The 24,772-nt window shown below is 68.0% G+C and carries 22 protein-coding genes; 11 read left to right on the forward strand and 11 right to left on the reverse strand.

All coding sequences use genetic code 11. The features are described from left to right. The first annotated feature begins 50 nt into the window (after positions 1-50). Complete coding sequence (locus tag P5F91_RS13235) at positions 51-2,327, forward strand: glycoside hydrolase family 31 protein (RefSeq protein WP_277907377.1); 2,277 nt, start codon at positions 51-53, stop codon at positions 2,325-2,327. 55 nt (positions 2,328-2,382) lie between these two features. Here P5F91_RS13235 and gstA read toward each other — a convergent pair whose 3' ends face one another. Together gstA and P5F91_RS13245 are read right to left on the reverse strand one after the other, a co-directional pair. After that, a complete protein-coding gene (gstA, locus tag P5F91_RS13240; RefSeq protein ID WP_145609493.1) occupies positions 2,383-2,997 on the reverse strand; it encodes a glutathione transferase GstA in 615 nt (204 codons plus the stop codon). A 127-nt stretch (positions 2,998-3,124) separates the two neighbouring features. Next, a complete protein-coding gene (locus tag P5F91_RS13245; RefSeq protein ID WP_145609492.1) occupies positions 3,125-3,997 on the reverse strand; it encodes an NmrA family NAD(P)-binding protein in 873 nt (290 codons plus the stop codon). 145 nt (positions 3,998-4,142) lie between these two features. On the opposite strand from P5F91_RS13245, the gene P5F91_RS13250 reads away from it, so the two are divergent. Beyond that, positions 4,143-5,045, forward strand: a complete 903-nt coding sequence (locus P5F91_RS13250; RefSeq protein ID WP_145609491.1) for a LysR family transcriptional regulator — start codon at positions 4,143-4,145, stop codon at positions 5,043-5,045. Between the two features lie 35 nt (positions 5,046-5,080). Here P5F91_RS13250 and P5F91_RS13255 read toward each other — a convergent pair whose 3' ends face one another. After that, positions 5,081-5,473 carry a COG4315 family predicted lipoprotein gene (locus P5F91_RS13255; RefSeq protein WP_277907378.1) on the reverse strand — a complete coding sequence of 131 codons (393 nt, stop codon included), beginning with the start codon at positions 5,471-5,473 and terminating at the stop codon, positions 5,081-5,083. A 234-nt stretch (positions 5,474-5,707) separates the two neighbouring features. On the opposite strand from P5F91_RS13255, the gene P5F91_RS13260 reads away from it, so the two are divergent. Both P5F91_RS13260 and P5F91_RS13265 read left to right on the forward strand, forming a co-directional pair. Further along, entirely contained in the window at positions 5,708-7,123 is a 1,416-nt protein-coding gene (locus P5F91_RS13260) for a DHA2 family efflux MFS transporter permease subunit (RefSeq protein ID WP_145609792.1), read from the forward strand. 246 nt (positions 7,124-7,369) lie between these two features. Further along, entirely contained in the window at positions 7,370-7,753 is a 384-nt protein-coding gene (locus P5F91_RS13265; protein ID WP_145609489.1) for a hypothetical protein, read from the forward strand. A gap of 39 nt (positions 7,754-7,792) precedes the next feature. On the opposite strand, the gene P5F91_RS13270 is transcribed toward P5F91_RS13265, so the two are convergent. After that, positions 7,793-8,683 carry an SMP-30/gluconolactonase/LRE family protein gene (locus tag P5F91_RS13270; RefSeq protein WP_277907379.1) on the reverse strand — a complete coding sequence of 297 codons (891 nt, stop codon included), beginning with the start codon at positions 8,681-8,683 and terminating at the stop codon, positions 7,793-7,795. A gap of 238 nt (positions 8,684-8,921) precedes the next feature. Here P5F91_RS13270 and P5F91_RS13275 point away from each other — a divergent pair, with 238 nt between their 5' ends. From P5F91_RS13275 to P5F91_RS13295, 5 genes are all read left to right on the forward strand, one after another. Beyond that, a complete protein-coding gene (locus P5F91_RS13275; protein WP_186454611.1) occupies positions 8,922-10,148 on the forward strand; it encodes a TCR/Tet family MFS transporter in 1,227 nt (408 codons plus the stop codon). 304 nt (positions 10,149-10,452) lie between these two features. Continuing rightward, entirely contained in the window at positions 10,453-11,622 is a 1,170-nt protein-coding gene (locus tag P5F91_RS13280; protein WP_422394464.1) for a response regulator, read from the forward strand. Between the two features lie 55 nt (positions 11,623-11,677). Further along, positions 11,678-14,383: a response regulator gene (locus P5F91_RS13285; protein ID WP_277907380.1), complete on the forward strand. Its 2,706-nt coding sequence runs from the start codon at positions 11,678-11,680 to the stop codon at positions 14,381-14,383. Between the two features lie 60 nt (positions 14,384-14,443). After that, entirely contained in the window at positions 14,444-14,731 is a 288-nt protein-coding gene (locus tag P5F91_RS13290; RefSeq protein ID WP_145609485.1) for a type II toxin-antitoxin system Phd/YefM family antitoxin, read from the forward strand. Continuing rightward, the gene (locus P5F91_RS13295; protein WP_277907381.1) at positions 14,728-15,150 is read left to right on the forward strand and encodes a type II toxin-antitoxin system VapC family toxin; all 423 of its coding nucleotides are present in this window, start codon (positions 14,728-14,730) and stop codon (positions 15,148-15,150) included. Before P5F91_RS13290 ends, P5F91_RS13295 begins: the two co-directional genes overlap by 4 nt. A 377-nt stretch (positions 15,151-15,527) precedes the next feature. Here the strand turns inward: P5F91_RS13295 and P5F91_RS13300 are convergent, their stop codons facing one another. From P5F91_RS13300 to P5F91_RS13330, 7 genes are all read right to left on the reverse strand, one after another. Then, positions 15,528-15,758 carry a hypothetical protein gene (locus P5F91_RS13300; protein WP_277907382.1) on the reverse strand — a complete coding sequence of 77 codons (231 nt, stop codon included), beginning with the start codon at positions 15,756-15,758 and terminating at the stop codon, positions 15,528-15,530. Between the two features lie 109 nt (positions 15,759-15,867). Continuing rightward, positions 15,868-17,013, reverse strand: a complete 1,146-nt coding sequence (locus P5F91_RS13305) for an endo-1,4-beta-xylanase (RefSeq protein WP_277907383.1) — start codon at positions 17,011-17,013, stop codon at positions 15,868-15,870. Beyond that, positions 17,010-17,444 carry an ATP-binding protein gene (locus P5F91_RS13310; RefSeq protein WP_145609480.1) on the reverse strand — a complete coding sequence of 145 codons (435 nt, stop codon included), beginning with the start codon at positions 17,442-17,444 and terminating at the stop codon, positions 17,010-17,012. The genes P5F91_RS13305 and P5F91_RS13310 overlap by 4 nt, the downstream gene beginning before the upstream one ends. Positions 17,445-17,451: 7 nt before the next feature. Further along, on the reverse strand, positions 17,452-17,796 hold the full coding sequence (locus tag P5F91_RS13315) for an STAS domain-containing protein (protein WP_145609479.1): 345 nt from the start codon (positions 17,794-17,796) through the stop codon (positions 17,452-17,454). Further along, on the reverse strand, positions 17,783-19,024 hold the full coding sequence (locus P5F91_RS13320) for a PP2C family protein-serine/threonine phosphatase (protein WP_277907384.1): 1,242 nt from the start codon (positions 19,022-19,024) through the stop codon (positions 17,783-17,785). The genes P5F91_RS13315 and P5F91_RS13320 overlap by 14 nt, the downstream gene beginning before the upstream one ends. Further along, positions 19,021-20,358: a DUF3131 domain-containing protein gene (locus P5F91_RS13325; RefSeq protein ID WP_277907385.1), complete on the reverse strand. Its 1,338-nt coding sequence runs from the start codon at positions 20,356-20,358 to the stop codon at positions 19,021-19,023. Before P5F91_RS13325 ends, P5F91_RS13320 begins: the two co-directional genes overlap by 4 nt. Further along, positions 20,355-22,199 carry a glycosyltransferase family 2 protein gene (locus P5F91_RS13330; RefSeq protein WP_145609476.1) on the reverse strand — a complete coding sequence of 615 codons (1,845 nt, stop codon included), beginning with the start codon at positions 22,197-22,199 and terminating at the stop codon, positions 20,355-20,357. Before P5F91_RS13330 ends, P5F91_RS13325 begins: the two co-directional genes overlap by 4 nt. Positions 22,200-22,568: 369 nt before the next feature. Here P5F91_RS13330 and P5F91_RS13335 point away from each other — a divergent pair, with 369 nt between their 5' ends. Continuing rightward, a complete protein-coding gene (locus tag P5F91_RS13335; RefSeq protein WP_186454610.1) occupies positions 22,569-23,420 on the forward strand; it encodes a hypothetical protein in 852 nt (283 codons plus the stop codon). Continuing rightward, the gene (locus P5F91_RS13340; protein WP_277907386.1) at positions 23,414-24,718 is read left to right on the forward strand and encodes a DUF3131 domain-containing protein; all 1,305 of its coding nucleotides are present in this window, start codon (positions 23,414-23,416) and stop codon (positions 24,716-24,718) included. Before P5F91_RS13335 ends, P5F91_RS13340 begins: the two co-directional genes overlap by 7 nt. Positions 24,719-24,772: the final 54 nt, after the last annotated feature.

Here is a 24,772-nt window from a genome sequence, read left to right on the forward strand (position 1 = left end):
TAAAGCAACAAACGACAGGGATGGCCATGCGCTCACCATTGAAGGATTTCATGTCCAGGCGTTTCCTGCCGGCGGTCGGCATGGCGCTGGCTCTCACGTCGGCGGCCCAGGCCGATACCGTGGTGCGAAGGCTGGACGACACCGGCGCGCTGGCCTTGCGCACCGAGCGCGGCGTCCTCACCCTCGAACCCTGGCAGGACGGCATCGTCCATGTCCGGTTCGGAACGCCCGGCTATCATGGCAACTACAATCCCGCCGTCATCGCCCAACCCGGGACTGCCGCCTTCCATGTGGATGAGACACCCGACGCCTATGTGCTGACGACCGCGCGACTGCATGTCCGCGTCGCCAAGCGGACGGCGGCGGTGACCTTCCTGGACGCCAAGGACCATGTGATCCTGGAGGAGGGTGACCGGGACGCCGGAGTGGGGGCCACCCAATGGTTCAAGACCGCGACACCGGTCTACGGGCTGGGGCAGCACCAGAACGGGCTGCTGGACTATAGCGGCCACACCATCCACCTGCAGCAGGCCAACACCGACGTGGGGATTCCCATGCTGGTGTCGCCCACGGGCTTCGGCCTGCTGTGGAACAACGCCTCCGTCACCGATGTCGATGTTGGCACCGGCAAGGCGCCGCTGGGCATCCGGTCCGAGGCGGGGCCGGGCATTGACTATCATTTCATCCTGGGGCCCAAGCTGGACGATGTGGTCGCGGGTTATCGCGCGCTCACCGGGGATGTGCCCCTGATGGCCCGCTGGACCTGGGGCATGTGGCAGTCCAAGGAGCATTACAGCACCCAGGATGAACTGGTCGCCATCCCGCGCCGGTACCGGGACATGGGCGTGCCCATCGATGCCGTGGTGCAGGATTGGCAGTATTGGGCGCCCGGCCAGTGGGGCAGCCACCGGTTCGAGGCGTCGCGCTATCCCGACCCCAAGTCCATGGTCGGGGCGATCCATGACATGCACGTCCACACCATCATCTCGGTATGGCCGCGCTTCGACCTCGGCACCGCCAACCTCGCGGAGCTGGACCAGGCGGGCGCGGCCTTCCCGGACGCCTTCAACAATGTCTTCCCCGTTGGCTTTGGCCGCTGGTACGACGCGTGGAGTCCGAAAGGCCGGGAGATTTACTGGTCGCAGATCATGCGGAACCTGGGCGTCCTCGGCTTCGACGGCTGGTGGCTGGATGGCGATGAGGCCGAGCTGGGAGGCCAGACCGGCGAGATGCGGGAGCAGCTGACCGCCGCCGGTCCCGGCATCGTCGTCAACAACAGCTTCCCCCTGCTGCACACCGGTGGCGTCCATGACGGCATGCGGCGGGACCAGCCGGACAAGCGGGTGTTCATCCTGTCCCGCTCCGCCTATGCCGGCCAGCAGCGCAACGGTGTCATCACCTGGTCGGGGGACACCCACGCCAGTTGGGAGACGCTGGCCAAGCAGATCCCGGCCGCGCTCAATTTCTCGCTGAGCGGCGAGCCCTACTGGTCGGCGGACATCGGCGGCTTCTTCAGCCCTGACCCGGCGAAGGACAAGGCCTATGCCGAGCTGTTCGTGCGCTGGCACCAGTTCGGCGTCTTCAACCCCATGTTCCGTATCCACGGCGCGGGGCAGGGCAAGGAGATCTGGAACTTCGACCCGGCGATCCAGAAAATCCTCATCGACGACGTCACGCTGCGCTATCGCCTGCTGCCCTACATCTATTCCCTGTCCTGGGATGTGCTGAGCCATCGCGGGACGATGATGCGGGCGCTGGCCTTCGACTTCCCCGACGATGCCGACGCCCTGCGCGTCACCGACCAGTACATGTTCGGCAAGGCGTTCCTCGTGTCACCCGTGCTGCAGGCGGGGGCCGTGACGCGCAGCGTCTACCTGCCGGGCGGCGGCCGGTGGTTCGACTTCTGGACGGGGGCGTCGCAGCCGGGCGGGCAGCGGGTGGAGGCGAAGGCGGACCTGGCGACGCTGCCGCTGTTCGTGCGCGCGGGCAGCATCGTGCCGCTGGGCCCCGTCAAGGCCTATGCCGATGCCCCCAGTGACGAACCGCTGGAACTGCGCGTCTACCCCGGCCGCGACGCCGCGTATGAGTTGTATGACGATGAGGGCGACGGCTATGGCTACCAGGCGGGCAAGCGCGCGGTCATTCCCATGGCTTGGTCGGACAAGCAGCGCCGGCTGACAATCCAGGCGCGGGATGGCACTTTCCCAGGCATGCCCCCGTCCATCAGCTTCCGCGTCGTCTGCGGTGCCACGCCGGGGGCGGCGGACGCCAAGACTGTCGTCTACACCGGGGCCGCCGTCACCGTTCCGCTGCCGCGCTGCGAGTGAGGAGGGTATGGAAGGGCCGCCCGGCGGAGACGGCCCTTCTCTTCATGGGGGGCGCTCAGGCGGCCAGCAAGCCCTCGGCCTTCAGTGCCACCTGCACCTTGGGGCGCTGGCCCACGCGGGTGACGAAGGCGGCGACCTTGGGATGGGTGGTGAGATCGATGCCCACCTGGGCCGCCCAGGTCAGCACCACATAGGCATAGGCGTCGGCCACGGTGAAGGTTTCGCCGGTCAGATAGCTGCGGCCGTCGGCCAGCGTCCGCTCCAGGTGGGCGAAGCGGCGGTCCAGGTTCTGCTTGGCCATCGCCTTGACCTCATCCGGCGTGGCGGGGTTGAACAGCGGGCTGAAGCCCTTGTGCAGCTCCGTGGCGATGAAGTTCAGCCACTCCTGCACCTTATAACGCGCCCCGCTGCCGGCGGCGGGGATCAGGCCGCTGGCGGGGGCCTGGTCGGCCAGGTATTGCACAATCACGGCACCCTCGGTCAGCAGGCTGCCGTCGTCCAGGATCAGCGCCGGGACGGAGCCCTTGGGGTTGGTTTCCAGGAAGTTGGCGCCCGTCTCGGTCACCTTGGTCTTCAGGTCCACCGCCTCGATACCGATGTCGAGGCCGGCCTCCAACGCCACGATGTGCGGGGAGAGCGAGCAGGCGCCGGCCTTGTAGTAGAGCTTCATGGAATTTCCTCTGCCATTTCTGGGCCCTGGGTCCAGGGCCGCCCTTGGGAAGTGGGACATGGGGGTCCATTCCTAAGGGCGGCGTTGCCGGATGCCAAGCGGCGAAATGGCCGCGCTCACCGCCCCCTTATTGCCCGGAATCACCCGCCACCAGGGCGGCGACGACCTGGGCCAGCGGGGTTTCCCCCTTCAGGGCGTGGGATCCTGCGTCGCGGAACTCGATCCAGCCTTCGTTGAAGCCGTCCAGCATGCGCATGCGGGGGCCGGGGTGCCGCATGCCTTGGGCACGGAACTGCGCCTCCCAGGTCGATCGCGGCACGGCCTGGGCGGTCACCGGACGGCCCAACGCCTGGGCGAAGGCCTGGGCCAGGTCTTTGGGGGAAACCCGGGTGGGGCCCTCCAGATCCACCACGCGCAGGCCGGCCCACGCCTCCTGCAGCAGGCGGGCGGCGGTGCGGCCCACATCCTGGGTGGCGACCATCGGGAAGGGATGGTCCAGCGGCTGCAGGTGGCTGTGCAGCACGCCGGTTTCACGCGCCGCGGCCACGTCCCAGGCGGCGTTTTCCATGAACCAGCCGGGGCGCAGGAAGGTGATGGGCAAGCCCAGGGCCGCCAGGCGCCGCTCACTCAGCGTGTGCTGGCTTAGCAGGTTGTCGTGCGGGGCGTCGGCGCCAATGGTGGACAGGCTGACCACCCGCTGCGGCTGGGCCGCCGCCAGCGCCGTGGCCACGGACTCGATGAGGCCCAGCGTGGCGGGATAGCCCGGCGCCGGGTCGAAGTTGGGCGGCAGCAGGACGAAGACGGCGGTGGCGCCGGTGAAAGCCTGGGTCAGGGCGGCGGTATCCTCCATGGTCGCCTGGGCGACCTCGCAGCCCTTGGCCGCCCAGGTCGCCCCCTTGGCGGCATCGCGTACGACGGCGCGGACCGGCTGGCCCGCCGCCAGCAGCGCCTCGGCTACCGCGCCGCCGACCTTACCCGTGATGCCGGTGATGACGTACATGGTCCTTCTCCTTTATCCAGTGTCGGCCGTAGGCGGCCCGTGGCCTGGTTTTAGGCGGGAGGGGGATTTGAATCAGGCGCATCCTTGTCAGCTGAAGGATGATCTATAGTCACCTTGGCTTGGGCGGTGGGAAGGAGGGAAGGCGATGGGCTTCGACGCGCGTCTGTTGACCGGAATCGGCGTGCTGGCCGCCGTGGTGGAGGCGGGAAACTTCGTGCGCGCGGGTGAGGTGCTGGGCCTGACGCCGTCGGGCGTCAGCCGCGCCGTCGCCCGGCTGGAGGCGCGGGTGGGGGTGCGCCTGTTCGACCGCAGCCCCCGCGCCGTGACCCTGACGGAGGAGGGGCGGCGCTTCCACGCCCAGGTGACGCCCCTGTTGGCCGGGCTGGAAGAGGCGGCGCTGGACGCGGCCGGGGCGGCGGCCACGGTGGACGGGCGCCTGCGCGTCTCCGTCGATCCCTGGTTCGCCCGCATGGTGCTGGCGCCCCGCCTGCCGGACTTCACGGCCCGCTATTCGGGCCTGGTCCTGGACATGACTGTCAGCAATCACCGGGAGGAGATGATGGCCGGCGTGGACGTGGCGGTGCGTTTCGGCCCGCCGGACGTGGCCTCCCTGATCGCGCGCAAGCTGCTGGAGACGCGGGTGCTGACCTGCGCCTCGCCGGATTATCTGGCGCGGCGGGGAACGCCGGTAACGCCGCAGGACCTGAAGGGGCACGAGGGCGTGCTGTTCCGCAACCCGCAGACGGGCCTGCCCTTCGGGTGGGAGTTTCACCGCGGGATGGAGCGGGTGACGGTGGCGGTGGCCGGCCGGGTGGTGATGGACGACCCGTCCGTGGCCGTCGCGGCCTGCGTCGCAGGGCAGGGGGTGTTCCAGAGCTTCGAGCTGGGCCTGGGCCCCTGGCTGGCGTCCGGCCAACTGGTGCAGGTGCTGCCCGACTGGGCGGAGGAGCGCTATCCCCTCTACGCCTACCATCCCAGCCGCCACCTGCCACCGGCCAAGGTGCGGGCCTTCCTGGATTTCGTGCAGGAGGTGGCGGCGGGGGCCTGACACCCCGCCGCCCCCGCATATCCTTCCCGCGCGCCTTACGGTGTCGCCACGTGCCAGGCACCGTTCGCCAGGCCGTCGCCGGTGATGTCACCCGGCTTCCCGTCCTTCACGAAGGTGTAGAGCGGCTTGCCCTTGTAGGCCCACTGCTTGGACCCGTCGTCGCGGGTGATGATGGTCCAGTCGCCCTTGGCCCCGGCGTCGGCGGTAGCCGGCAGGGCCGGCCAGTTCTTGGCGCACGCGGCGATGCAGTTGGACTGCCCGCTCATGTCATGGTCGAAGGTGTAGAGGGTCATGCCCTTGGCATCCACTAGGGTCTTGCCCTTGGCGGTTTCCGCTACCGTGGCGCCCGCTGGACCTTGCGCGGAGGCGGGCACCGAAAGGGCGATGCCGACGGTCAGCAGGGTGGCTGGGATGATCTGTTTCAGCATCTCTGGATTCCTCCCGTGGTCGAGCCATTGGTCGGTGTGGGACCGCTCGGTTGACGCATTCGACCGAAGCCTTATTCCGTCGGTCGCCGAATTTTTACGCGTGCCGAACAGATGTGCAGGCATGACGGTCAGCCATGCCCGGGCGGCACTTGTCAGGGGCCAGGCTTTGCCCAGATTCTCAAACGGCAGGTAGCGATTTCCTGCCGCCCCCGGATGAAAGGCACTGTGACGACGATGCTCGTCGCCCTCATCATATCGTGCGCCCTGTTCATGGAGAACCTGGACGCCACCGTCCTCGCCACGGCCTTGCCGGCCATGGGGGAGAGCCTGGGCGTCAGCCCCATCCATCTCAGCCTGGCCATCACCGCCTACATCCTCAGCCTGGCGGTCTTCATCCCCATCAGCGGCTGGGTGGCCGACCGCTTCGGCTCCAGCCGCGTCTTCCGTGCTGCCATCGTGCTGTTCACCCTGGGCTCCATCGCCTGCGGGCTCAGCCAGTCACTGCCGCAATTGGCCCTGGCCCGGCTGCTACAGGGCGTGGGCGGCGCCATGATGGTGCCGGTGGGCCGCCTGGTGCTGCTGCGCACGGTGCCCAAGGACCAGCTGGTCCGGGCCATGAACTATCTGACCACGCCCGCCATGGTGGGCCCGCTGATCGGCCCGCCCATCGGCGGCCTGCTGACCACCTACCTGTCCTGGCGCTGGATCTTCTTCATCAATATCCCCATCGGCCTGCTGGGTCTCTACCTCTCCTGGCGCTATATCGCCGATCATCGGGAGGAGGCGGTGGCCAAGCTGGACGGCTGGGGCTTCGTGAATTCCGGCGTGGCCCTGGCCGCCTTGATGGCCGGGTTCGAGTCCATCGGCCGCGACGGCGTGGACTGGCGCGTGGCGCCGTCGCTGCTGGCCCTCGGCGTGCTGGTGGGCATCGTCGCCGTGCGCCACTCGCGCCGCCATCCCCACCCGCTGGTGGACCTGGACCTGCTCAAGACCGCCACCTTCCGCATCAGCGTGCTGGGCGGTTCCCTGTTCCGCATCTGCATGGGCGCCATCCCCTTCCTGCTGCCGCTGATGCTGCAGGTGGGCTTCGGCATGACAGCCTTCGTCTCCGGCCTGCTGACCTTTGCCACCGCCGCCGGCGCCCTGGTGATGAAGATGACCGCCGGCCCCATCCTGCGCCGCTACGGCTTCCGCCAGGCGCTGGTGATCAACAGCGTGCTGTCGGCCCTGCTGACTGGTGCCATTGGCCTGTTCCGGCCGGACACGCCGGTGCCGCTGATCCTGCTGGTGTTGCTGGTGGGGGGCTTCTTCCGGTCCCTGCAGTTCACCGGCCTGAACACCCTGGCCTTCGCCGACGTGCCGGCAGCCCGCATGAGTGCGGCCACCAGCCTGTCGTCCATGGTGCAGCAGGTGTCGCTGGGCATGGGGGTCGCCACCGGCGCGCTGCTGCTGCACACCACCCTGGCCCTGCATGGCGGCGCCCAGTTGGTGCCGCACGACTTCATGGTGGCCTTCCTGACCGTGATGGTGATCGGCCTGGCTTCGTTCCTCTTCTTCATCCGCCTGGACCCGGATGCCGGCGCCGAGGTGAGTGGCCACCATAGCCACCCGCTGCGGCCAGCGACGGAGCATGCCGCAGGGGACGACTGAGGTCGGACGCGCCGACGGGCCCGTCTCGCCGTGGGGGTGCGCCTGTGACAGGGCGAGTGTCCCGAGGCCGACCATCCATCCTGAAATTCCTATTTAGGATCTTCCTTCACCGACGCCTTCAAGCGATCGAGGCGGGCGCCCGTTTTCACGGATGGCCGCCACGGAAGCATGGCGGCTATCTGCGAAAGTATCTAGTGATGATATTGTTTATTCGTCACTAGACACTCATCTTAATGAGGCAGCTTGATGCTGCTCCCGCCCCGTGACGGGGCGGGCTGGTTTCAGCAGATGAGACAGATGATGGTCGCCTCGATCCATGGGAAGTTGCGTGCGCCGGTCACAGCCTTGGTTTTGTCTGGGGTTCTGTTTAGCGTCATGTCCGGTTCGGCGCTTGCTGCGACGGACCCGGATCCGGCAAAAGCCTTCATCGCGTCGCTGGCGGGGAAACAGGAACCTGTCGCGCAGGCCATCGTCACCCCGTCCTTGGCCCAGCCCCTGGACGATCCGGCCCGGCTGTTCATCGATCGCCTGGCGGGCAAGCATGAGGGCCCGTCCCACGCCGTGTCGGCGGACGCGGACACGCACCCTGATCAGGACTTTATAAATCGCCTGGGCGGTCGGTCATTCTAGGGGGAGCGATCGGCGGGGTGCGATCGACGGTGCCGGGCGTCATCCCCCGTACGTGTGCTCCGGCAGGCCCGGCACGTCGACGCGGAAGCTGAAGATGCCGCCCGACTGCGGGTGGCGGGCCAGTTCGGCCTCATCCAGCTTCTGGCGGGCGGTGGTGACGTAGGCGGTCTTCAGGTCGGGGCCGCCGAAGGCGATCATGGTGCACAGGCGGGCGGGGATGGCCACCTGTTCCAGGATGTCCCCCTGGGGCGACAGGCGCACCACCCGGCCGCCGTCGTACAGCGCCGTCCAGTAGCAGCCCTCCGCATCCACCGAGGCGCCGTCGGGTCGGCCCAGGCCGTGCGGGAACTGGTGGAAGACGCGCTGGTTGGCGATACGGCCCGACGCCAGGTCGAAATCGTAGGCGTAAATGACGTGGTTGGGCGTGTCCGACAGGTAGAAGGTGCGGTCGTCGGGCGAGAAGGCGATGCCGTTGCTGGTGAGGAAGCCGGTGGCGACGTCCGTCACTTGGCCGTCCACGTCCAGGCGGTAGAGGGTGCCGTTGCGGTGCTGCTTGGTGCCGTCCAGGGTGCCGGACCAGAAGCGCCCCAGCCGGTCGCAGCGGCCGTCGTTGAAGCGGTTGTCGGGCCGCGCCTCCTCCACCTGGGTGCCCAGGGGTGCGGGCTCGGCGCTGAAATCCGACAGCAGGGCAAAGCCGTCCTTCATGCCCAGGGCGAAGCCGTGGGCGCCATGGCGGGCGAGGCAGGCGGCCGGCTGGGTGAAGCCGCGCTGCACGTCCTGGCCGGTGGCGGGGTCGAAGCGGTGCAGCGTCTTGGCGGGGATGTCCACCCAGTACAGCACGCCGCCCCCGGCGTCCCCTCCGTTCGGGTCCCAACGCGGGCATTCGCCCAACTGGGCCTGGGCGTCCAGAACGCAGCTGACTTCACGCATCGTTCGTCCTCGTTAACCTGAGCTCGTGACCGGCAGGCACCATACCGGCAGCGAGCCGGCCAAGGCCAGCGCGTCAACATGCGGGCGGGTTAGACAGGGGGGACGGATTGGACAGAATGACCGGCGGCGTTTTCGGGACTCCCCGCCGCCGGGCAAAAGGATTAAGGGTAGACCCTGCAAAGAACGACCAACTCATCCCGGCGCCCGCAACGCCGGGGTTCCAGTTCCGGGCCTGACCATGACCGCATCCCCCACGCCGCGCCGTGCCGCGCTGGCCTTCGTTTTCGTGACGGCACTGCTGGACGTCCTGGCTCTGGGCATCGTCATCCCGGTCCTGCCTGATCTGGTGAAGGGCTTCGTTGGTGGCGACAATGCCCAGGCGGCGCATATGGTGGGCCTGTTCGGCACCCTGTTCGCCGCCATGCAGTTCCTGTTCTCCCCCCTCATCGGCGCGCTGTCCGACCGGTTCGGCCGGCGGCCCATCCTGCTGGTCTCCTGCTTCGGCCTGGGGGTGGACTATTTGCTGATGGCCGTGGCGCCCAGCCTCGGCTGGCTGGTCGTGGGCCGCATCGTCTCCGGCATCACCGCCGCCAGCTTCACCACCGCCTCGGCCTACATCGCCGACGTGACCCCGGCGGAAAAGCGCGCCGGCGCCTTCGGCATGCTGGGCGCCGCCTTCGGCCTGGGCTTCATCGTCGGCCCGGCGGCGGGCGGCTTGCTGGGCGGGATCGAGCCGCGCCTGCCGTTTTGGGTGGCGGGGGGCTTGAGCCTGCTGAACGCCTGCTACGGCCTGTTCGTGCTGCCGGAATCGCTGCCGGCCGACCGGCGCGGCGCCTTCTCCTGGCGGCGGGCCAACCCGTTGGGCGCCTTCGCCCTGCTGCGCGGCGCGCCCGGCCTGCTGGGCCTGGGGGGCATCGTCTGGCTCTACTATCTGGCGCATGAGGTGCTGAACAACACCTTCGTCATCTACGTCAACGACCGCTACGGCTGGGGGCCGGAGTCCGTGGGCCTGACCCTGGCAGGGGTGGGCGTATGCAGCACGGTGGTGCAGGGCGGCCTGGTCGGCCGGGTGGTCAAGCGCCTGGGCGCGCGGCGTACCATGATGGTGGGCCTGGTGGCGGGTGCCGCCGGCTTCACCACCTTCGGCGCCTCCCCCGTGGGCGCGGGCCTCCTCTGCGGCATTCCCCTGGTGGCGCTGTGGGGCATGGTCGGCCCCTCGGCCCAAAGCATGATGTCGGCCCAGGTGGCGGCGACGGAACAGGGGCTGTTGCAAGGCACCCTGGTCAGCATCCGCGGCATCACCGGCATGATCGGCCCCCTGCTGTTCACCAGCGTACTGGCGGACAGCGTCGGCCCCTTCGCCATGCTGCCCCAGGGATCGCCCTTCATGCTGGCCGCCGTGCTGCTGGTGGCGGCGCTGGCTTTGGCCTTTGTCGTCACCCGGCCGCAGCGGGCGATGGCATGAAAGGGCGGCCTAATATTGGCCCCCTATGACGCGCCGGCGCGCTGAGCAATTGAATAAAAAGCGACCGATCTTCTTCATAATTAAAGTGTAATCTTTTGCAAACCGTCATCTAAAAGAAATATACGGCCTATACAAAAGAGAGATGTCACGCGGGTGCCGGGCGCCCGACGGCGTTTCCTACGGCGTCCCGAAAGCTGGATAGCGGGGCGGCCGTGCGCCCAAGAGCCCGCTGTGACAGGAAAAATCCCAGGCTCCCCTCAGGTGGGGGCGCCAGCGGGGGCACCTCTCGAGTGGGCGACGGCCGATGTGGGAAGACAATAGTCCCGTGATTGCGGAGAAGACGCGGCCGCAAATACTGGTCGTCGATGACACGCCTGACAACCTCAAGATCATGAGCGGCCTGCTGAAGGACGATTACCACGTCCGTGTGGCCAATTCCGGTGAGCGGGCCCTGGCCGTGACCGCCGCCCACCCCAGCCTGGACCTGATCCTGCTGGACATCATCATGCCCGGCATGGATGGGTATGAGGTCTGCCGCCGGCTGAAGGCCAATTCGGCCACGCGCGACATCCCCGTTATCTTCCTGACCGCCCGCAACGAGGTGGCGGATGAGGAGCGGGGCCTGGCCCTGGGCGCCGTCGACTACATCACCAAACCCATCAGCCCGCCCATCGTTCTGGCCCGCGTGAGCGCCCATCTGCGGCTGAAGGCCATCGCCGACCTGCTGCGCGACAAGGCCGACTTCCTGGAGGCCGAGGTGGCCCGGCGCACGCGGGAGGTCATGGCCATCCAGGACGTGACCGTCATGACCCTGGCCTCATTGGCGGAAACCCGCGACACCGAAACGGGCAATCACATCCGCCGGACCCAGTTCTACGTCCGTGCCCTGGCCATCCGGCTGCGCCACCATCCCCACTTCGCCGGCTACATCACCGACAGCCGCATCGACACCCTGTTCAAGTCGGCGCCGCTGCACGACATCGGCAAGGTCGGCATCCCCGACCGCATCCTGCTGAAGCCGGGCCGGTACGTGCCCGAGGAATTCGAGATCATGAAGCGGCACACCACGCTGGGCCGCGACGCCATCGAGGCGGCGGAGGATGCGCTGGGCGCTCCGGTCGAGTTCCTGACCTGCATCAAGGAAATCGTCTATTCCCACCATGAGAAGTGGGATGGCAGCGGCTATCCCGAAGGGCTCTCGGGTGACGCGATCCCCATCTCCGCCCGGCTGATGGCCGTCGCCGACGTCTACGACGCCCTGATCAGCCGCCGCGTCTACAAGGACGCCATGCCGCACGAGCAGGCGGCGGCCATCATCGCCGACGGTTCGGGCAGTCATTTCGATCCCGATATCGTCAAGGCGTTCCTGGAAATCGAGGACGAATTCCGGGCCATCGCCGAGCGCTTCGCCGACCAGGACGGATTCCTGGACGGGAAGCGCGACTATCTGGCGATGGCGGCCGAGGGCCGGTGAAAGAGCACGAGTGAAAAAGGGATCGGGGAGGCCCGGCTTAACGCAGGGGCTGCACATGGACACTGCGGGCGCGGATAGGATGGCGACGGATGAGGCAGCGGCGGCGGTGCCGGTGGTTTATCGCGCGCGCGACATCCTGCAGCCCGCCCAGGGCATCAGCGAGCGCACGCCCTGCGGCGATGTCGTGCAGATCTTCCTGGGCGCGCCGCTGCTGCCCTGCGTTGCGGTTGTGGACGACTTGGGCGGGGTGCTGGGGCTTATCGCCCGCGAATTCCTGTTGTCCACCTTCGCCCATCAGATCAAGTCCGAACTCTACCGCCGCCGGCCGGTGGCCTTCATGCTGGGCCGGCCCTACCTGTGCGTGGATGTCGATACGCCGCTGGATGACGTCAGCGCCATGATCGCCAGCGACCATCCCAAGGCGCTGACGGAAGGCTTCCTGATCACCGATCAGGGACTGTACGCGGGCGTGGGCACCGGTGTGGCACTACTGAGCCGCATCGTCGCCATGACCCGCACCCGTGCGGTGGAACTGGACGCGGCCCGCCATACCGCCGAGGCGGCGTCCCAGGCCAAGGCGGACTTCCTGGCCAACATGAGCCACGAGATCCGCACGCCGATGAACGCCATCATCGGCATGAGCCACCTGGCGCTGAAGACCGAGCTTACCCCCCGCCAGCGCGATTATCTGACCAAGATCCAGCGCTCCAGCCAGCACCTGCTGGGCATCATCAACGACATCCTGGATTTCTCGAAGATCGACGCCGGCAAGCTGACCATCGAGCAGGTGGAGATCCGGCTGGATGAGGTGCTGGACGGTGTCGCCAACCTGGTGTCGGAGCGGGCGGCGGCCAAGGGGCTGGAGTTCGTCTTCGACGTGGACGCGGCGGTGCCCGGCAACCTCATGGGCGACCCGCTGCGCCTGGCGCAGATCCTCATCAACTTCGCCGGCAACGCCGTCAAATTCACCGAGACGGGCCGCATCTCCATCAACATCCGCGCCATCGAGGAGGATGAGGCCTCGGTGACCCTGCTGTTCCAGGTGGCGGACACCGGCATCGGCATGACGGCGGAACAACAGGCCCGGCTGTTCCGCAGTTTCGAGCAGGCGGACACCACCACCACCCGTCGCTTCGGCGGCACGGGCCTGGGCCTGGCCATCTCCAAGCGCTTGGCGGAGCTGATGGGCGGCGCCGTCGGTGTCGATAGCGATTATGGCAAGGGGTCCTGCTTCTGGTTCACGGCCAAGCTGGGGCGGGTGCTCACCAGCCAGCCGCTGCTGCCCCGGCCCGACCTGCGCGGCCGCCGCGTGCTGGTGGTGGACGACAGCCGCAACGCCCGCCGGGTGATGTCGGCCATGCTGACCTCCATGTCCTTCCGCGTCGACGGGGCGGGGGACGGTCGCGCCGCCATCGCCGCCATCAAGGAGGCCGCCGCCGCCGGTGCGCCATATGACGTGGCTTTCCTGGACTGGCAGATGCCGGATCTGGACGGCATGGAGACGGCGCGGGGCATCGGCGCGCTGGGCCTTGCCCATCCGCCGCACCTGATCATGGTGACGGCCTACAGCCGCGAGGATGTGCGCCGCGCGGCGGAGCAGAGCGGCATCGAGGACGTGCTGATCAAGCCGGTGAACTCCTCCGTCCTGTTCGACGCCGTGATCCGCGCCATCGCCGGCACCGAGACGGCGGAGCCCAAGGCCAGGGCCGGCGACCTGCCCGCCGACTTCGAAGCCTTGCAGGGACTGTCCGTCCTGCTGGTGGAGGATAACGACTTCAACCAGCAGGTGGCGATCGAGCTGCTGACCGACGTGGGCGTCGGCGTCGACCTGGCGGAGAACGGCGCCATCGCGCTGGAGAGGATCGCGGCGCGGCGCTATGACGCCGTGCTGATGGATGTGCAGATGCCGGTCATGGATGGCCTCACGGCCTCGCGCCGCATCCGGGAGATGGGCGAGACGGCGCTGCCCATCATCGCCATGACCGCCAACGCCATGGCCTCGGACCGGGAGCGCTGCCTGGCCGCGGGCATGAACGATTATGTTTCCAAGCCCATCGATCCCGACCAGCTGTTCGCCGTCCTGGCGCGTTGGGGGCAGGGCAGGACCGAGGCGGCGGGGCCGCGCCCCCTGCCGCTTGTCCCCCTGCCGCTTGTCATGGGGAAGCCAGCTGAGCCGGTGCCGGAGCGCGCCATCGACATCCCCGGCATCGACGCGGAGGAGGGGCTGCGGCGGGTGCGCGGCAAGCGGGCGCTGTACGCCGACATCCTGAAGAAGTTCGCCGCCAACCAGCGGGCTACCCCCGCCGCCATCCTGGACCGCTGGCGCAGCGGCGACGCCGCCACGGCGGAGCGGCTGGCCCACACCCTGAAGGGTGTCGCCGGCACCATCGGCGCAGGCGAGGTGCAGCGCGCGGCGGCGGCGGTGGAGGCCGCCTTGCGCAGCGGTGCCGCGCCGGAACGGACGGTGTCCATCCTGACCCCGCTGCTGGAGGATGTGGCGGCCGGGATCGAGCGCTGGCTGGCCCAGGACGCGCCGGCCCCGGCCCTGACGGCTTCGCCGGATGCCGACCCGGCCAAGGCTGCGGCCCTGTTGGCACGTCTGCGCGACCTCCTGGCCGACAACGACCCCGAAGCCGAGGAACTGGCCGAAAGCAACCTGCATCTGCTGCGCACCGCCCTGCCGGCCCCCCGCGCCGACGACTTCATCCAATCGGTGCGCGGCTTCGACTTCAGCCGCGCGCTGGAGTTGATGGAGCCGTGACTGGCTTGGTTCTGTCCATCTTGATATAATAGTCAGACCGACCAGTTTTCCGAGGTGGACATGACGCGAGAAACACGTGGGGCGCCAAAGCTTGATGATCGCTGGCCTTTACAGGATGCCAAGGCGCGTTTCAGTGAGCTGGTGCGTCGGGTCAAAAGCGATGGCCCACAGCATGTCACGGTGCACGGTCGCGACGAGGTGGTAGTTATTACGGCGGAGGAGTTCCGCCGGCTGAAGGGGAGCCTTTCCGGGCAGGCCTTGGTGGACGTGCTCCAGGCGTGTCCACATCCGGATGTGGAGTTTGACGTCGAGCGCATGGTGATGCCAGTGCGTGATGTCGTTCTATGACGGGCTGGTTGCTCGACACCAATGTCTTGTCCGAACTCCGTCGGCCCAAGCCGGACAGGAAGGTCGTTGCCTTCGTGGCTGACCAGCCACTTGATACTCTTTTTATCAGCACCGTGACGCTGGCGGAGATTCGCTTTGGCATTGAGCAGGCAGCCGATGCCGGCAAAAGGTCGGAGCTGACGGCTTGGCTGACGCACAAGCTGCGGCCAATGTTCGATGGCCGCGTCCTGCCTATTAGTGAAGACGTGATGTTGAAGTGGCGCCTGCTTGTAGAATCAGGTCGACAAGCGCGGCATACCTATACGCAGCCTGATCTGATCATCGCCGCGACGGGGTTGCACTATGATTTGACGGTGGTGACACGCGACGTGACGGATTACGCCCGCACGGGCGTGTCAATCCTGAACCCGTGGCTTTGATGATGATCCCGAAAAACGGAAGCCATGTGACGGCGCCCTTCGTCAACCGCTACCTGATCGCCCACGCCTGTTTCGCCTGCCGGCGTTCCTGGAAACTGCCCGTGCTGTTTGGTGGCGTGGGGGAGGGTGGGCGATCTTGTCCCGCATGCGGCGGGGTCTATGCCTGATGGGGCGCTCATTCAAGGCGCCGAAACGCACTGACGTCGCCCAATGGCGGAAGGTGGAAGCGCTGTGGCGGCGGGGTTACCGGTTCTGGAGCTATCGCTCGCATCCCGGGGCGGAGCCGCTGCCGGCCACGCTCAAGGAGGTGTCCGGATTCCTGCGGCGCAATCCGGATCACCCTATGCGCCTGAAGCCGGCCCCGCCGGCTCCCCCTCCTACTCGCTCGCCCCCGGGGCGGCCGCCTTCACGAAGTGGCGGACGTCGTCTGTCAGTTTGTCCAGGGCGGCACGGTTCAGGTACATCATGTGCCCGGCCTCGTACCAGCCGCCGGCCATGAATACCTTCAGCTTGGGGTTCCGGCGCATAGCGCCGCCGTACCAGGGCGCCACGTTGGCGTAGCCGCCGCCCTCGTCGCCCCAGGTCTTCCAGTCCCAGTTCTTGCCCACGTCGCCGCTGGTCGGTACTCCCGGTCCATCTTGCTGTTCAAGTCGCTCAACAGGTAGCTCTGCAGCGTGGTGGCGAAGGCGGTGCCGATGCCGTAACGGGCCGACCCGCTTAGCCCTTCGGCGCCTGGAACAGCGGATGTCGTGCCGGGGCGGCGTCGATGGCGGCGGCGATGGCGCCCCAGGCGGCCTTGCGGCGCATCGCGGTGTCGTAGGGCAGGGGGCGGACGGGCAGTCCATCCCGGCGCGGCCGCATCGCTGACAGCCAGCTGTGGCGGTCCGACAGGCCCCAGGTCATGACCACCGTGGTCGCCGGCTCGGCCAGCACGGCCTCGAGTGCCGCGCGGTAAGTGGCCGCCACCGCCGCGTCGCGGGCCTCCGTATCCGCCGGCGCGAACTGGTCGGAAACATCCAGTTCGGTCACCATCACTTCCAGCCCGAGGTGCGCGACCTCATGGCAAAGCCGCTCCAATGCCGGCCCGTCAAGCGCCTCCGGCCCCTCCGTTCCGACGTGGATTTGCACACCCAGCGCGTGGACCGGCACATGCGAGCCCAGCAGGCGGCGCAGCAGCGCCAGGATGGCGGCGCGTTTGGCGTCGCCGCCTGGGCCGCGACGCTCCAGCCCGTTCTCATTCAAGGTCAGGCGGGCGGCCGGGTCGATCTCACGCGCCTTCCAGAAGGCGAAGTCGATATAACCCGGCCCGATCGCGTCCAGAAGCGGCGAGACCCTGAGCCCGTTCCGGCCGGTGGGGCCGAGGTCGATCGGCTCATTGACCACGTCCCAGGAATGCACGCGCCGGGCATAGCGGCCGACCAAGGTTCCGATATGACCGGCCACCAGGTCCTCGGCGGCGATGCGGGAAAGCCCCGGCGCCAGCCATGCGGGCAGGCGCTCGGGCCAAAGCAGCGCGTGGCCGCGGAACGCCATGCCATGATCGCGCGCGAAAGCGAACCGCCGATCCGCGCCGCGCAGGTCGTACAGCCCCGATTCCGGCGCCACGTCCGGCCACTTCAACTCATACTCGGGGACGATGATGGTGCAGTCGGCCACGGTCGCCGCACGCAGGTCGCGATCCTCATCCAGGGCGGGGCCCACCGCCGTGCCGAACAGCAATCCCTTGCGTTCCGCCCGGGCACGCAACGAGACGGGATCGTTCTCGTACCAGGCGGCGGCCTCCGCCGGGCGTGCGGCCGCCAGCAGGCCGCCGACGCCCAGCGCCAGCACGGCGCGGCGGTGCGGGCCGCCCGCCACCGTCACGGCCCGATGCGCTTGAAGAGGCTGAGCCGGTTGCGGTCGCCGGCGCGCTCATAGACGACCCGGTCGAAGCTGGACTGGATCAAGGAGAGGCCCATGCCCGATTCCGGCAGGTTGGCGAGGTCAGTGGGATCGAAGTCGATGCGGGCCTCGGCCAGCCGCGCCGGGTCCAGGGGCGGGCCGTCATCCTTCAGCTCGATCACGATCTCCCCTTCGGCCAGGGTGACGGCCGCCTCGATGGGGCCGGCATCACCGCCATAACCATGCTCGACGATATTCGTCACCGCCTCGACGATGCCCAGTTCGATGGCGGCCAGCGCGTCGGCGTCGAGATCAGTCAGGCCGCAGACCGCCTGCACCGCCCGCCCGATCAGGGCGACCTGCTCCAGCCCGCCATCCACGGTCAGCACGATATGGGGGACGGGCATCGCCATGATGGTCTTACTCGCCGCCGGGGGTGAGCGCGGCCACGGCCGCGTCCGTGTCGGGGAAGGTCTTGAAGACGCGATCCAAACGGGTGGTCTGCAAAAGCCTCTGGACAGGGGACTGAATCCCGGCCAGCACCAGGTCGCCGCGCGTGCCGATGAGCTTGAGGCAGCCCACGACGCTGCCGAGCCCGCTGGAATCCATGAAGCTGACATCAGCCAGATCCAGCACGATGCGCTCCGCCCCGCCCTGGATCAGGTCCACCATCCGCGCCTTGAAGGCGGGGGTGATGACGGCGTCCAGCCGCCTGACGGTCACCCGCGTGATCAGCACGCCGCCGCGCTGCTCAGTCTCGATCATCTTGCCCCTCCGCGGCCTCGGCCGCCGTCTTCTCCAGGATCAACAACGATACATCATCGAAATGCGCGTCGGCACACCAGTCGGCGAACCGGCGCCCGACCATGGCGATGGTGTCGGCCAGCGGCAGTGCCGCCGCCTCGGCCAGGCAGCGCGCCAGCTCCCCGTCGCCGAAGGCCCGTTCCTCGGCGTCGACACAGTCACTGAGGCCATCCGAGTGCACGATCAGCCGGTCGCCGGCCGCCAGCGTGAAGGGCAGTTCCTCATAGTTGACCGATGGCAGCATGCCCACCGGAAAGCCGCTGTCGCCCAGCGTCTCCAGGCGCCGGCTGGCGGCGCGCCAGACCAGGGGCGGCGGATGGCCGGCCAGGGTCAGGACGCCCTCGCCCGTGCGCCGGTCGATGACGCCGTACAGCATGGTGAAGTAATCGTCGTCATCGCTGCGCTGGGCGCGCCGGTTCAGTTCCTCCACCACCGCCACCGGCTGCGTCGCCCAGCCGGTGGTCCCGCCGGTCTCGGCCAACTGGCGCAAGGCAGCGCCCGACAGCAGGGATTGAAGGTTGAAGGACGACAGGGCGGCGGGCACGCCGTGCCCCGCCACGTCGATCTGGTAGAAGACGGTGACGGGTGAATCCGGGCGATGGACCACGTCCAGGATATCGCCGCCTATCATGTCGGATGGTTCGAACAGCCAATCGAAGCGCAGCCCATCCAACTCCGCCGGCCTTGGCAACTGCCGGCGCAGGCTGTCGGCAGCGGCCTGCAGATCCTTGCGGATGTGCTCATAGGCCTTTTCCAGGCTTTGGTGGGCACTGGCCAGCGTGCGGTTCCGCTGCTCCAGCTGGCGCTGCAGGTCGATGATGCGGATGCCGGCCTTCAGCCGGGCCCGCAGTTCCGCGAAATCTGGCGGCTTGACGAGGAAATCATCGGCACCCGCCTCCAGGCCTTGCACCACACTGCTGTCGTCGATCTGGGCGCTCAGCATCATGACGTAGAGGTAATGGTCCGGGAAGGAGGCGCGGATGGCGCGGCAAAGGGTGATGCCGTCCATCTCCGGCATGTGCCGGTCGGTGATGACGAGGTCGATGCCGCCGCCGGCCAGCACGTCCATCGCGGCCACGCCATTGGCCACCGTCACGACATCGTAGCCCAGCGCGCGCAGTACGATGCCCAGCATTTGCTGGGTGGTCGGCTCATCCTCGACCAGAAGGATGCGGCGGAGTTCGCTCATGATGTTTCCGCCCGTCGGCCGAACAGCACGGCGGGCCGCAGCGGTCCGTCCCGGCGGGCGGCCATTGCTTCCAGCACCAGGGCGTTGGTTTCCAGGGTCAGCACCTTGTTGGTCGTGCCGTCGACTTCGTAGAAACCGGCATACCAGCCTTGGGTGGCATCGGCGCGGTCGGTCAGGGCGGCGCGCAGCCGGGCGGCATAGTCGGTGGCGAACAGGGCGTCCCAGCCGAACGCTGCCTTGGTCGCGACGGTCCGCAGGGCCGCGGCCTCACGGTCGGCGTCATCCAGGGTGCGCCAGGGTTTGCCATTGGCCTGCACGGTCGCCTGGGCGAACCAGGGCGCGCGGTCCAACGGGCCTTCGCCGGCCCCGGTGAGCTGGCCGCTATGCTCGAACCGGCGCTCCTGCGCCAGGAAGGTGCGCCATGCGAGCTCACGCGAGGTGCGATCGAAACCGTATTCCAGCCCGTCGAACATCCAGGGTTCCGACAGGGTGTGGGTGCGCGTGCCGGCCCCCATGGCCCGCCGGTCGACGGGCACTTCCACGCCGTCAACCTCAACCCATCCCAGGGTCGGTCGCAGGTCGGTCGCCTGGGCCAGGTCGAAACCGAAGAGCTGAAAGCCTTTGGCGGCGTACTGACCGTAGCCGAGCCGGCCCTCCTGATGGAATTCCGGCTTGCCGCTGCCGTTCATGATCGAGGCGCGCAGCGCCCTGTCGGCCACCGCCGCGTCCAGGCGCCAGCCGGCCAGCAGGTGGGCGATGGCGGGAGCTTGCCGGGGATGCGCCCGGCCCCAGAGGTCGAGCGCGTTCAGCAGCCGCCCCAGGTCAACGGCCGACCAGCCCAGATCTTCCCGCTCGGTGGGCCGTCCGTCATGGGTTACAGGCTGTAGCGTCTCCGTGTCGAGAAAGCGCGAGGGCAGGGCGCCGTCGAACAGGGGCACCCGGGACAGGGCTGCCAGGACACGGTCGATCCGCGCTTCCGCGTCGGTGGCCGTCACGAGATCCAGGCGCTCGGCGGCCAGGGTGCCCAGGATCTGCGACCCCACGTTCCACAGCGTCGCCGCGCGGTTGCCGGCGGCCGGATCGACCAGTCCGGTCGCGGCCCGCGTATGCGCCGTCAGGTAGGTCCAGGCGATGGTGGCGGCGGCCTTGTCCTCCGCCGTCAGCGGCGCCGGCTGGCGTTCGGGGATCTGGGAACTATAGGGAATCTCGGCGTAGAGATGCGTCGGGTCCCGTTCCCACTGCTCGATGCGGACGATGAGCGCGGTGGAGAGCAGCAATCCGACCAGGAAGGCGATGTGGCTGCGCCCGGCGATAAGCCCGTCGCGGAAAGTCATGCCGGCACTCCTTCGGCGGCGGCGTCCGCCGGCGCATCGTCATCAGGCGACCAGAAGGCGGCGGAGACGATGCCCGACAGGGCGAAGATGTTGTTGGCGCACCAAAAGACGTTGGCCAGCAACCCGCCCCAGGAAAAGGGCGAGTCTCCCAGCCAGAGCCGAATCCCGGCATAGGCCAGGCCGGCGACCGACAGGACCATGACCAGCAACTGCCAGCGCACGAGGCGCAGGAAATTGCCCTCCTGCCGGTCCTTGGGCGTCACCGGGAATTTGATCTGCTGGTGGCGCAGGACCGACCAGAGGGCGCGCAGATTGATCGGGAAGAAGCTCAGCCAGGAACGCTTGCCTTGGTAGCCGGGCACCCCCCAGCTGCCGATCATGAAGGCGAGTTCATTCAGCATGAGGAAGGGGATGATGTGCTTGAAGAAGTCGAAGCTGTAGGTCCTGACCGGGGCCACACCCGTGGTCAGGTAGATGATGGGGGCCGCGAAGAAGACCACGTTCCACAAGGCGCCCAGGTATGAATAGAAGGTCGCCGCGTACATCAGCTTCTGCCAGATGGTCAATTCACCCCGCAGCAGCGGATTGTCGTGGAACAGGATGTCGAGGCTTCCACCGGCGTATTTGAAGCGCTGGATGCTCCAGGACAACAGGTCCTGGGGGCTGAGCATGCGGGTCTCGACCTCGGGATGCAGCACCGACCGCCACCGCCGCTCGCTGTCCGAATGCAGTACGATGGAGGTGTAGATGTCCTCCGAGACATGGAACTTGTAAGGCGTCAGCTCTTCCGCCAGCGCCGCCTCCTGGACCAGCGCCGCCTCAAGGCCGGCGTCCAGCGTCGACTCGCCGGTCAGCTTCAGCGCCTCGCGGGCGCGGGCGTCGACGTTGCGCGCCACTTCCCGGGTGTAGGATTTCAGGGCCGCCTGCATCACGGCATCGCGGCGGTGGATGGAGGATGCCCCGCAGCAGAAAGAGGCGTTGGCCCAGTTGCGCCGCCGTTGCAGCACGTCGAAGAACATCTGGCTGTCATTGACGAAGGGGTCGCGCCCGACATGGATGGGCCCCGCCACCGCCTCGACACACCGGCCGAGGAAGCGCCCGGCGGCGCCGAGGCGTCGGCCCCAGGCCACGGGCAGGCGGCGCCCTTCCGGCAGGTCATAAAACCAGTGCGGCGTTTGCACCCAGGCGACGGTGGGATCGCGGAAATATCCCAGCGTATGCTCGATCATGGTAGGGAAGGGCCGCGTGTCGGCATCGCAGATGACGATGAAGTCGCCGCTGGTCTGCTCCATCGCGTTACGCAGGTTGCCGGCCTTGAAGCCGATATTGTTCGTGCGCGTGATGTAGTTGCACCCTTCCTCCTCGGCCACGCGGCGCATTTCCGGACGCCGTCCGTCATCCAGGACGTGCACCGCCAGGTCGATCGGGTGCGGGTAGGTCATGGCGCGCGCCTCCCGCAGGCCCAGGCGCACCAGCTCCGGATCTTCATTATAGGTGGCGAAGAAGACGTCAACCGACACCGGGCGGTCAGGCACGTCCGTCTCCTCCACGCAGTCGGCGATACGCGCGGGCGGGGGCGGCCGGGGCGGATCCTCGGTCCGCCACAAGTTCACGGTGAAAAGGACGAGGCCGAGGAAGGCCATGGTCTCCGCCGCCGCCAAGGGAATGGCGAACCAGAGCGCGTCCGGATTCAGCGACTGGGTCCAGCGCCAATGCAAATACCAGAGGCCCACCACCAAGTTCGCAGTGCCGAGGACCTGCCAGAGGAACTCCCGCGCGGCCGAATAGGGGATCGGCGGCGGCGGGCGGCGCGATTCGAATCGGTCGAAGTAAAATCCCATCGGATATGACATCTCGCGGTGGAACGGACGTAACGATATCGCGTGTGCGGGGCCTTGCCTAGATGATTACGATTCTCATCATAGACAATCGACAGACGAACCTATCCGAATGGTTAATCGCAACTCAGCCATGGAATGCGATTTCATCGTCATACCGCACGGTTCTTGCCGTCAACATCATGGGCGCGGGATGGATTGGAAAATCGAGAGGGATGGTCGACGTATTCTTGCGGGGGGCGTCTAGCGCGCCGACCGTACCGCAGGTACAATTAAGTGTACTGGAGAACCGATCCGATGACAAATCGTGCGGAACGTAAACGATGCCGGCTTGGACTGGGGACGACGGTGGCCGTGGTTCTGGCGCCGTCGATGGCTGGTGCCGTCGAGTGGACCTGGTCCGACATCGATGCGGGCCTTGCCAGCTCCTTCGATCTGCCCTTCTCCCGAGAGAAACGCACGCCGCTGGAAGGATTGACCCTCGGCACCGGCGTCACCGTTCCCATGACCCGGTCGGAGCAGAGCGGACCCACGGGCAGCGGCCAGCAGGGAGCCCACGTGACGGGCAGCCCGACGGTGGACGCCCTCATCCGCTATGAACCGCTGCCGGGCTGGTTCGCCATGACGGATTTCCACCGCTACGTCCAGGGCAGCCGCCAGGCGCCGTGGAATCCGGACTTCGATTACGGCTTCGGCTTCGACAACGGCGCGCCGTTCTCGCTGCACCTCACCTATTTCAACTATGCCAGCAACCGCCTGGACCCATCGGCGGAAAAGGGTGAGAACGTCACGCGCTTCAACCAGGGCACCTGGAGCGCCGGCTGGCGTTTCCCCGTGCCGGAGGCGCTGGCGACGCCCATGCTGCTTGACCCCGACCTGGCCATCGACTGCACGGTCGACGTCAATGTCAGCCCACGCTTCTACGACCAGGCCAGCGCCGCCAACCGCAGCTGGAAGCAGAGCCTGTCGCTGGGCTGCCATTATCCGGTCGTGGCCGGCATCTATGTGGAGTGGAAGGCGTTCGCCTATCCCCAGCATCGCGACCAGCAACCTTGGGACCCGGACTTCACCTACGCCGTTGGCTGGAGCTGGGGCTATCCCGGCACGTTCTCGCTGCGCTATGGCAACTATTCCGGCAACCGCTGGCCCGGACGCGACGCCGGCCCGGCCCAGGGGCGCTTCGTCGACGGTGCCATCACCGCCTCCTGGAGCCAAGCATGGTGAGCCGCCGCATCTTCCGCGCCGTCGCGATCCTGACCTCCGCCGTAGGCCTGCTGGCGCTGTCGGGCTGCGGCCTCGCCTACAGGGCCGCGACCGGGCAGCCGGAGCGGGCGGGGACGCCCACTCCACCCGCGCCGTTGACGGCGGAAGAAAAGGCGTGGGCGCGGAACGCCTGGCGCTATTTCGCTGAAAACGACAATGCGGCGACGGGCCTCGTCAACTCCGTTGATCAGTACCCGACGGCGACGGCCTGGGAGATGGCGGACACCATCGCGGCCCTGATCGCCGCCCGCGACCTCGGCCTGCTGCCGGCCGCTGCGGCCCAGGAGAGGCTGGCGCGGATCCTCGCCTTCGCCGGCCGCATGGAACTGGCCTATGGGCGGTTGCCCAACCGGGTGTACAACGCCGCCACCGGCGTCGCCGCGATCGATGCGGATCACCCCGGCAACGCCGGCTGGTCGGCGGTGGACACGGGGCGGCTGCTTGTCTGGCTGCGCGCCCTGGCGGACCGGGAGCCCGCGCTGGCGTCGGCGGCTCGCGCCGTGGTCGCCCGGTTCGACCTGTGCGCCGCCATTGGCGCCGATGGCGGCCTGACCGGCGGCGCGCCCGCCGGCCCTGCGCCGGCCCGTTACCGTGAGGCCGGGCGCGGCTATGAGGATTACGCCGCCGCCGGCTACAGGCTGTGGGGGATGCCCGCGCGGCCGCCCCGGCTGTCCGACCCGGTCGTGAAGGTGGACGGGGTGGGGTTCGTCAGCGCGGTACCGGACCACGCCAACGAGTTCACCCCGGTGGTGACGGGCGATTCCGTGCTGCAGGGGCTGGAGTTCGGCTGGGCCGCGCCCGCCACCGGCGACATGGCGAAGCGCGCCCGCTCGGTCGAGCTGGCGCAGCGCACCCGGATGCTGCAGGAGGGGGTGGCCACCGCCCGCAATGACTACCTGCGCTCCACAGCACCCTATTTCCTCTATGGCACGGTGGTCGCGTCGGGCCGTCCCTGGGCTGTGCTGACCCCGGAGGGAACCGAAACATCCAGCCTGGCGCTGGTCTCGGCCAAGGCCGCGCTGGGATTATGGGCGTTCTGGCCGGAGCGCTGGAACGACCTTGTCGCCCGGCTGGCGCCGCTGTCCACCGCACGTGGCTGGCAGGAGGGGATCTACGAGGCCAGCGGCAAGGCGGAGACGGTGCTTTCCGCCAGCACCAATGCCGTCATCCTGGAGGTCCTGGCATATCGTGCGCGCGGACCGCTGCTGACCGCGCTGTCGTCCGAGCCGGCCCGGACCTGTGCGGCCTCCGCGCCCTGAGACGCGCACCGCCAGGATGCGGGTGATGCCAGAATCCGCGTGTAGAAAGCCGGC

The sequence above is a fragment of the Nitrospirillum amazonense genome, assembly GCF_029594735.1.
GTDB lineage: Bacteria > Pseudomonadota > Alphaproteobacteria > Azospirillales > Azospirillaceae > Nitrospirillum > Nitrospirillum amazonense.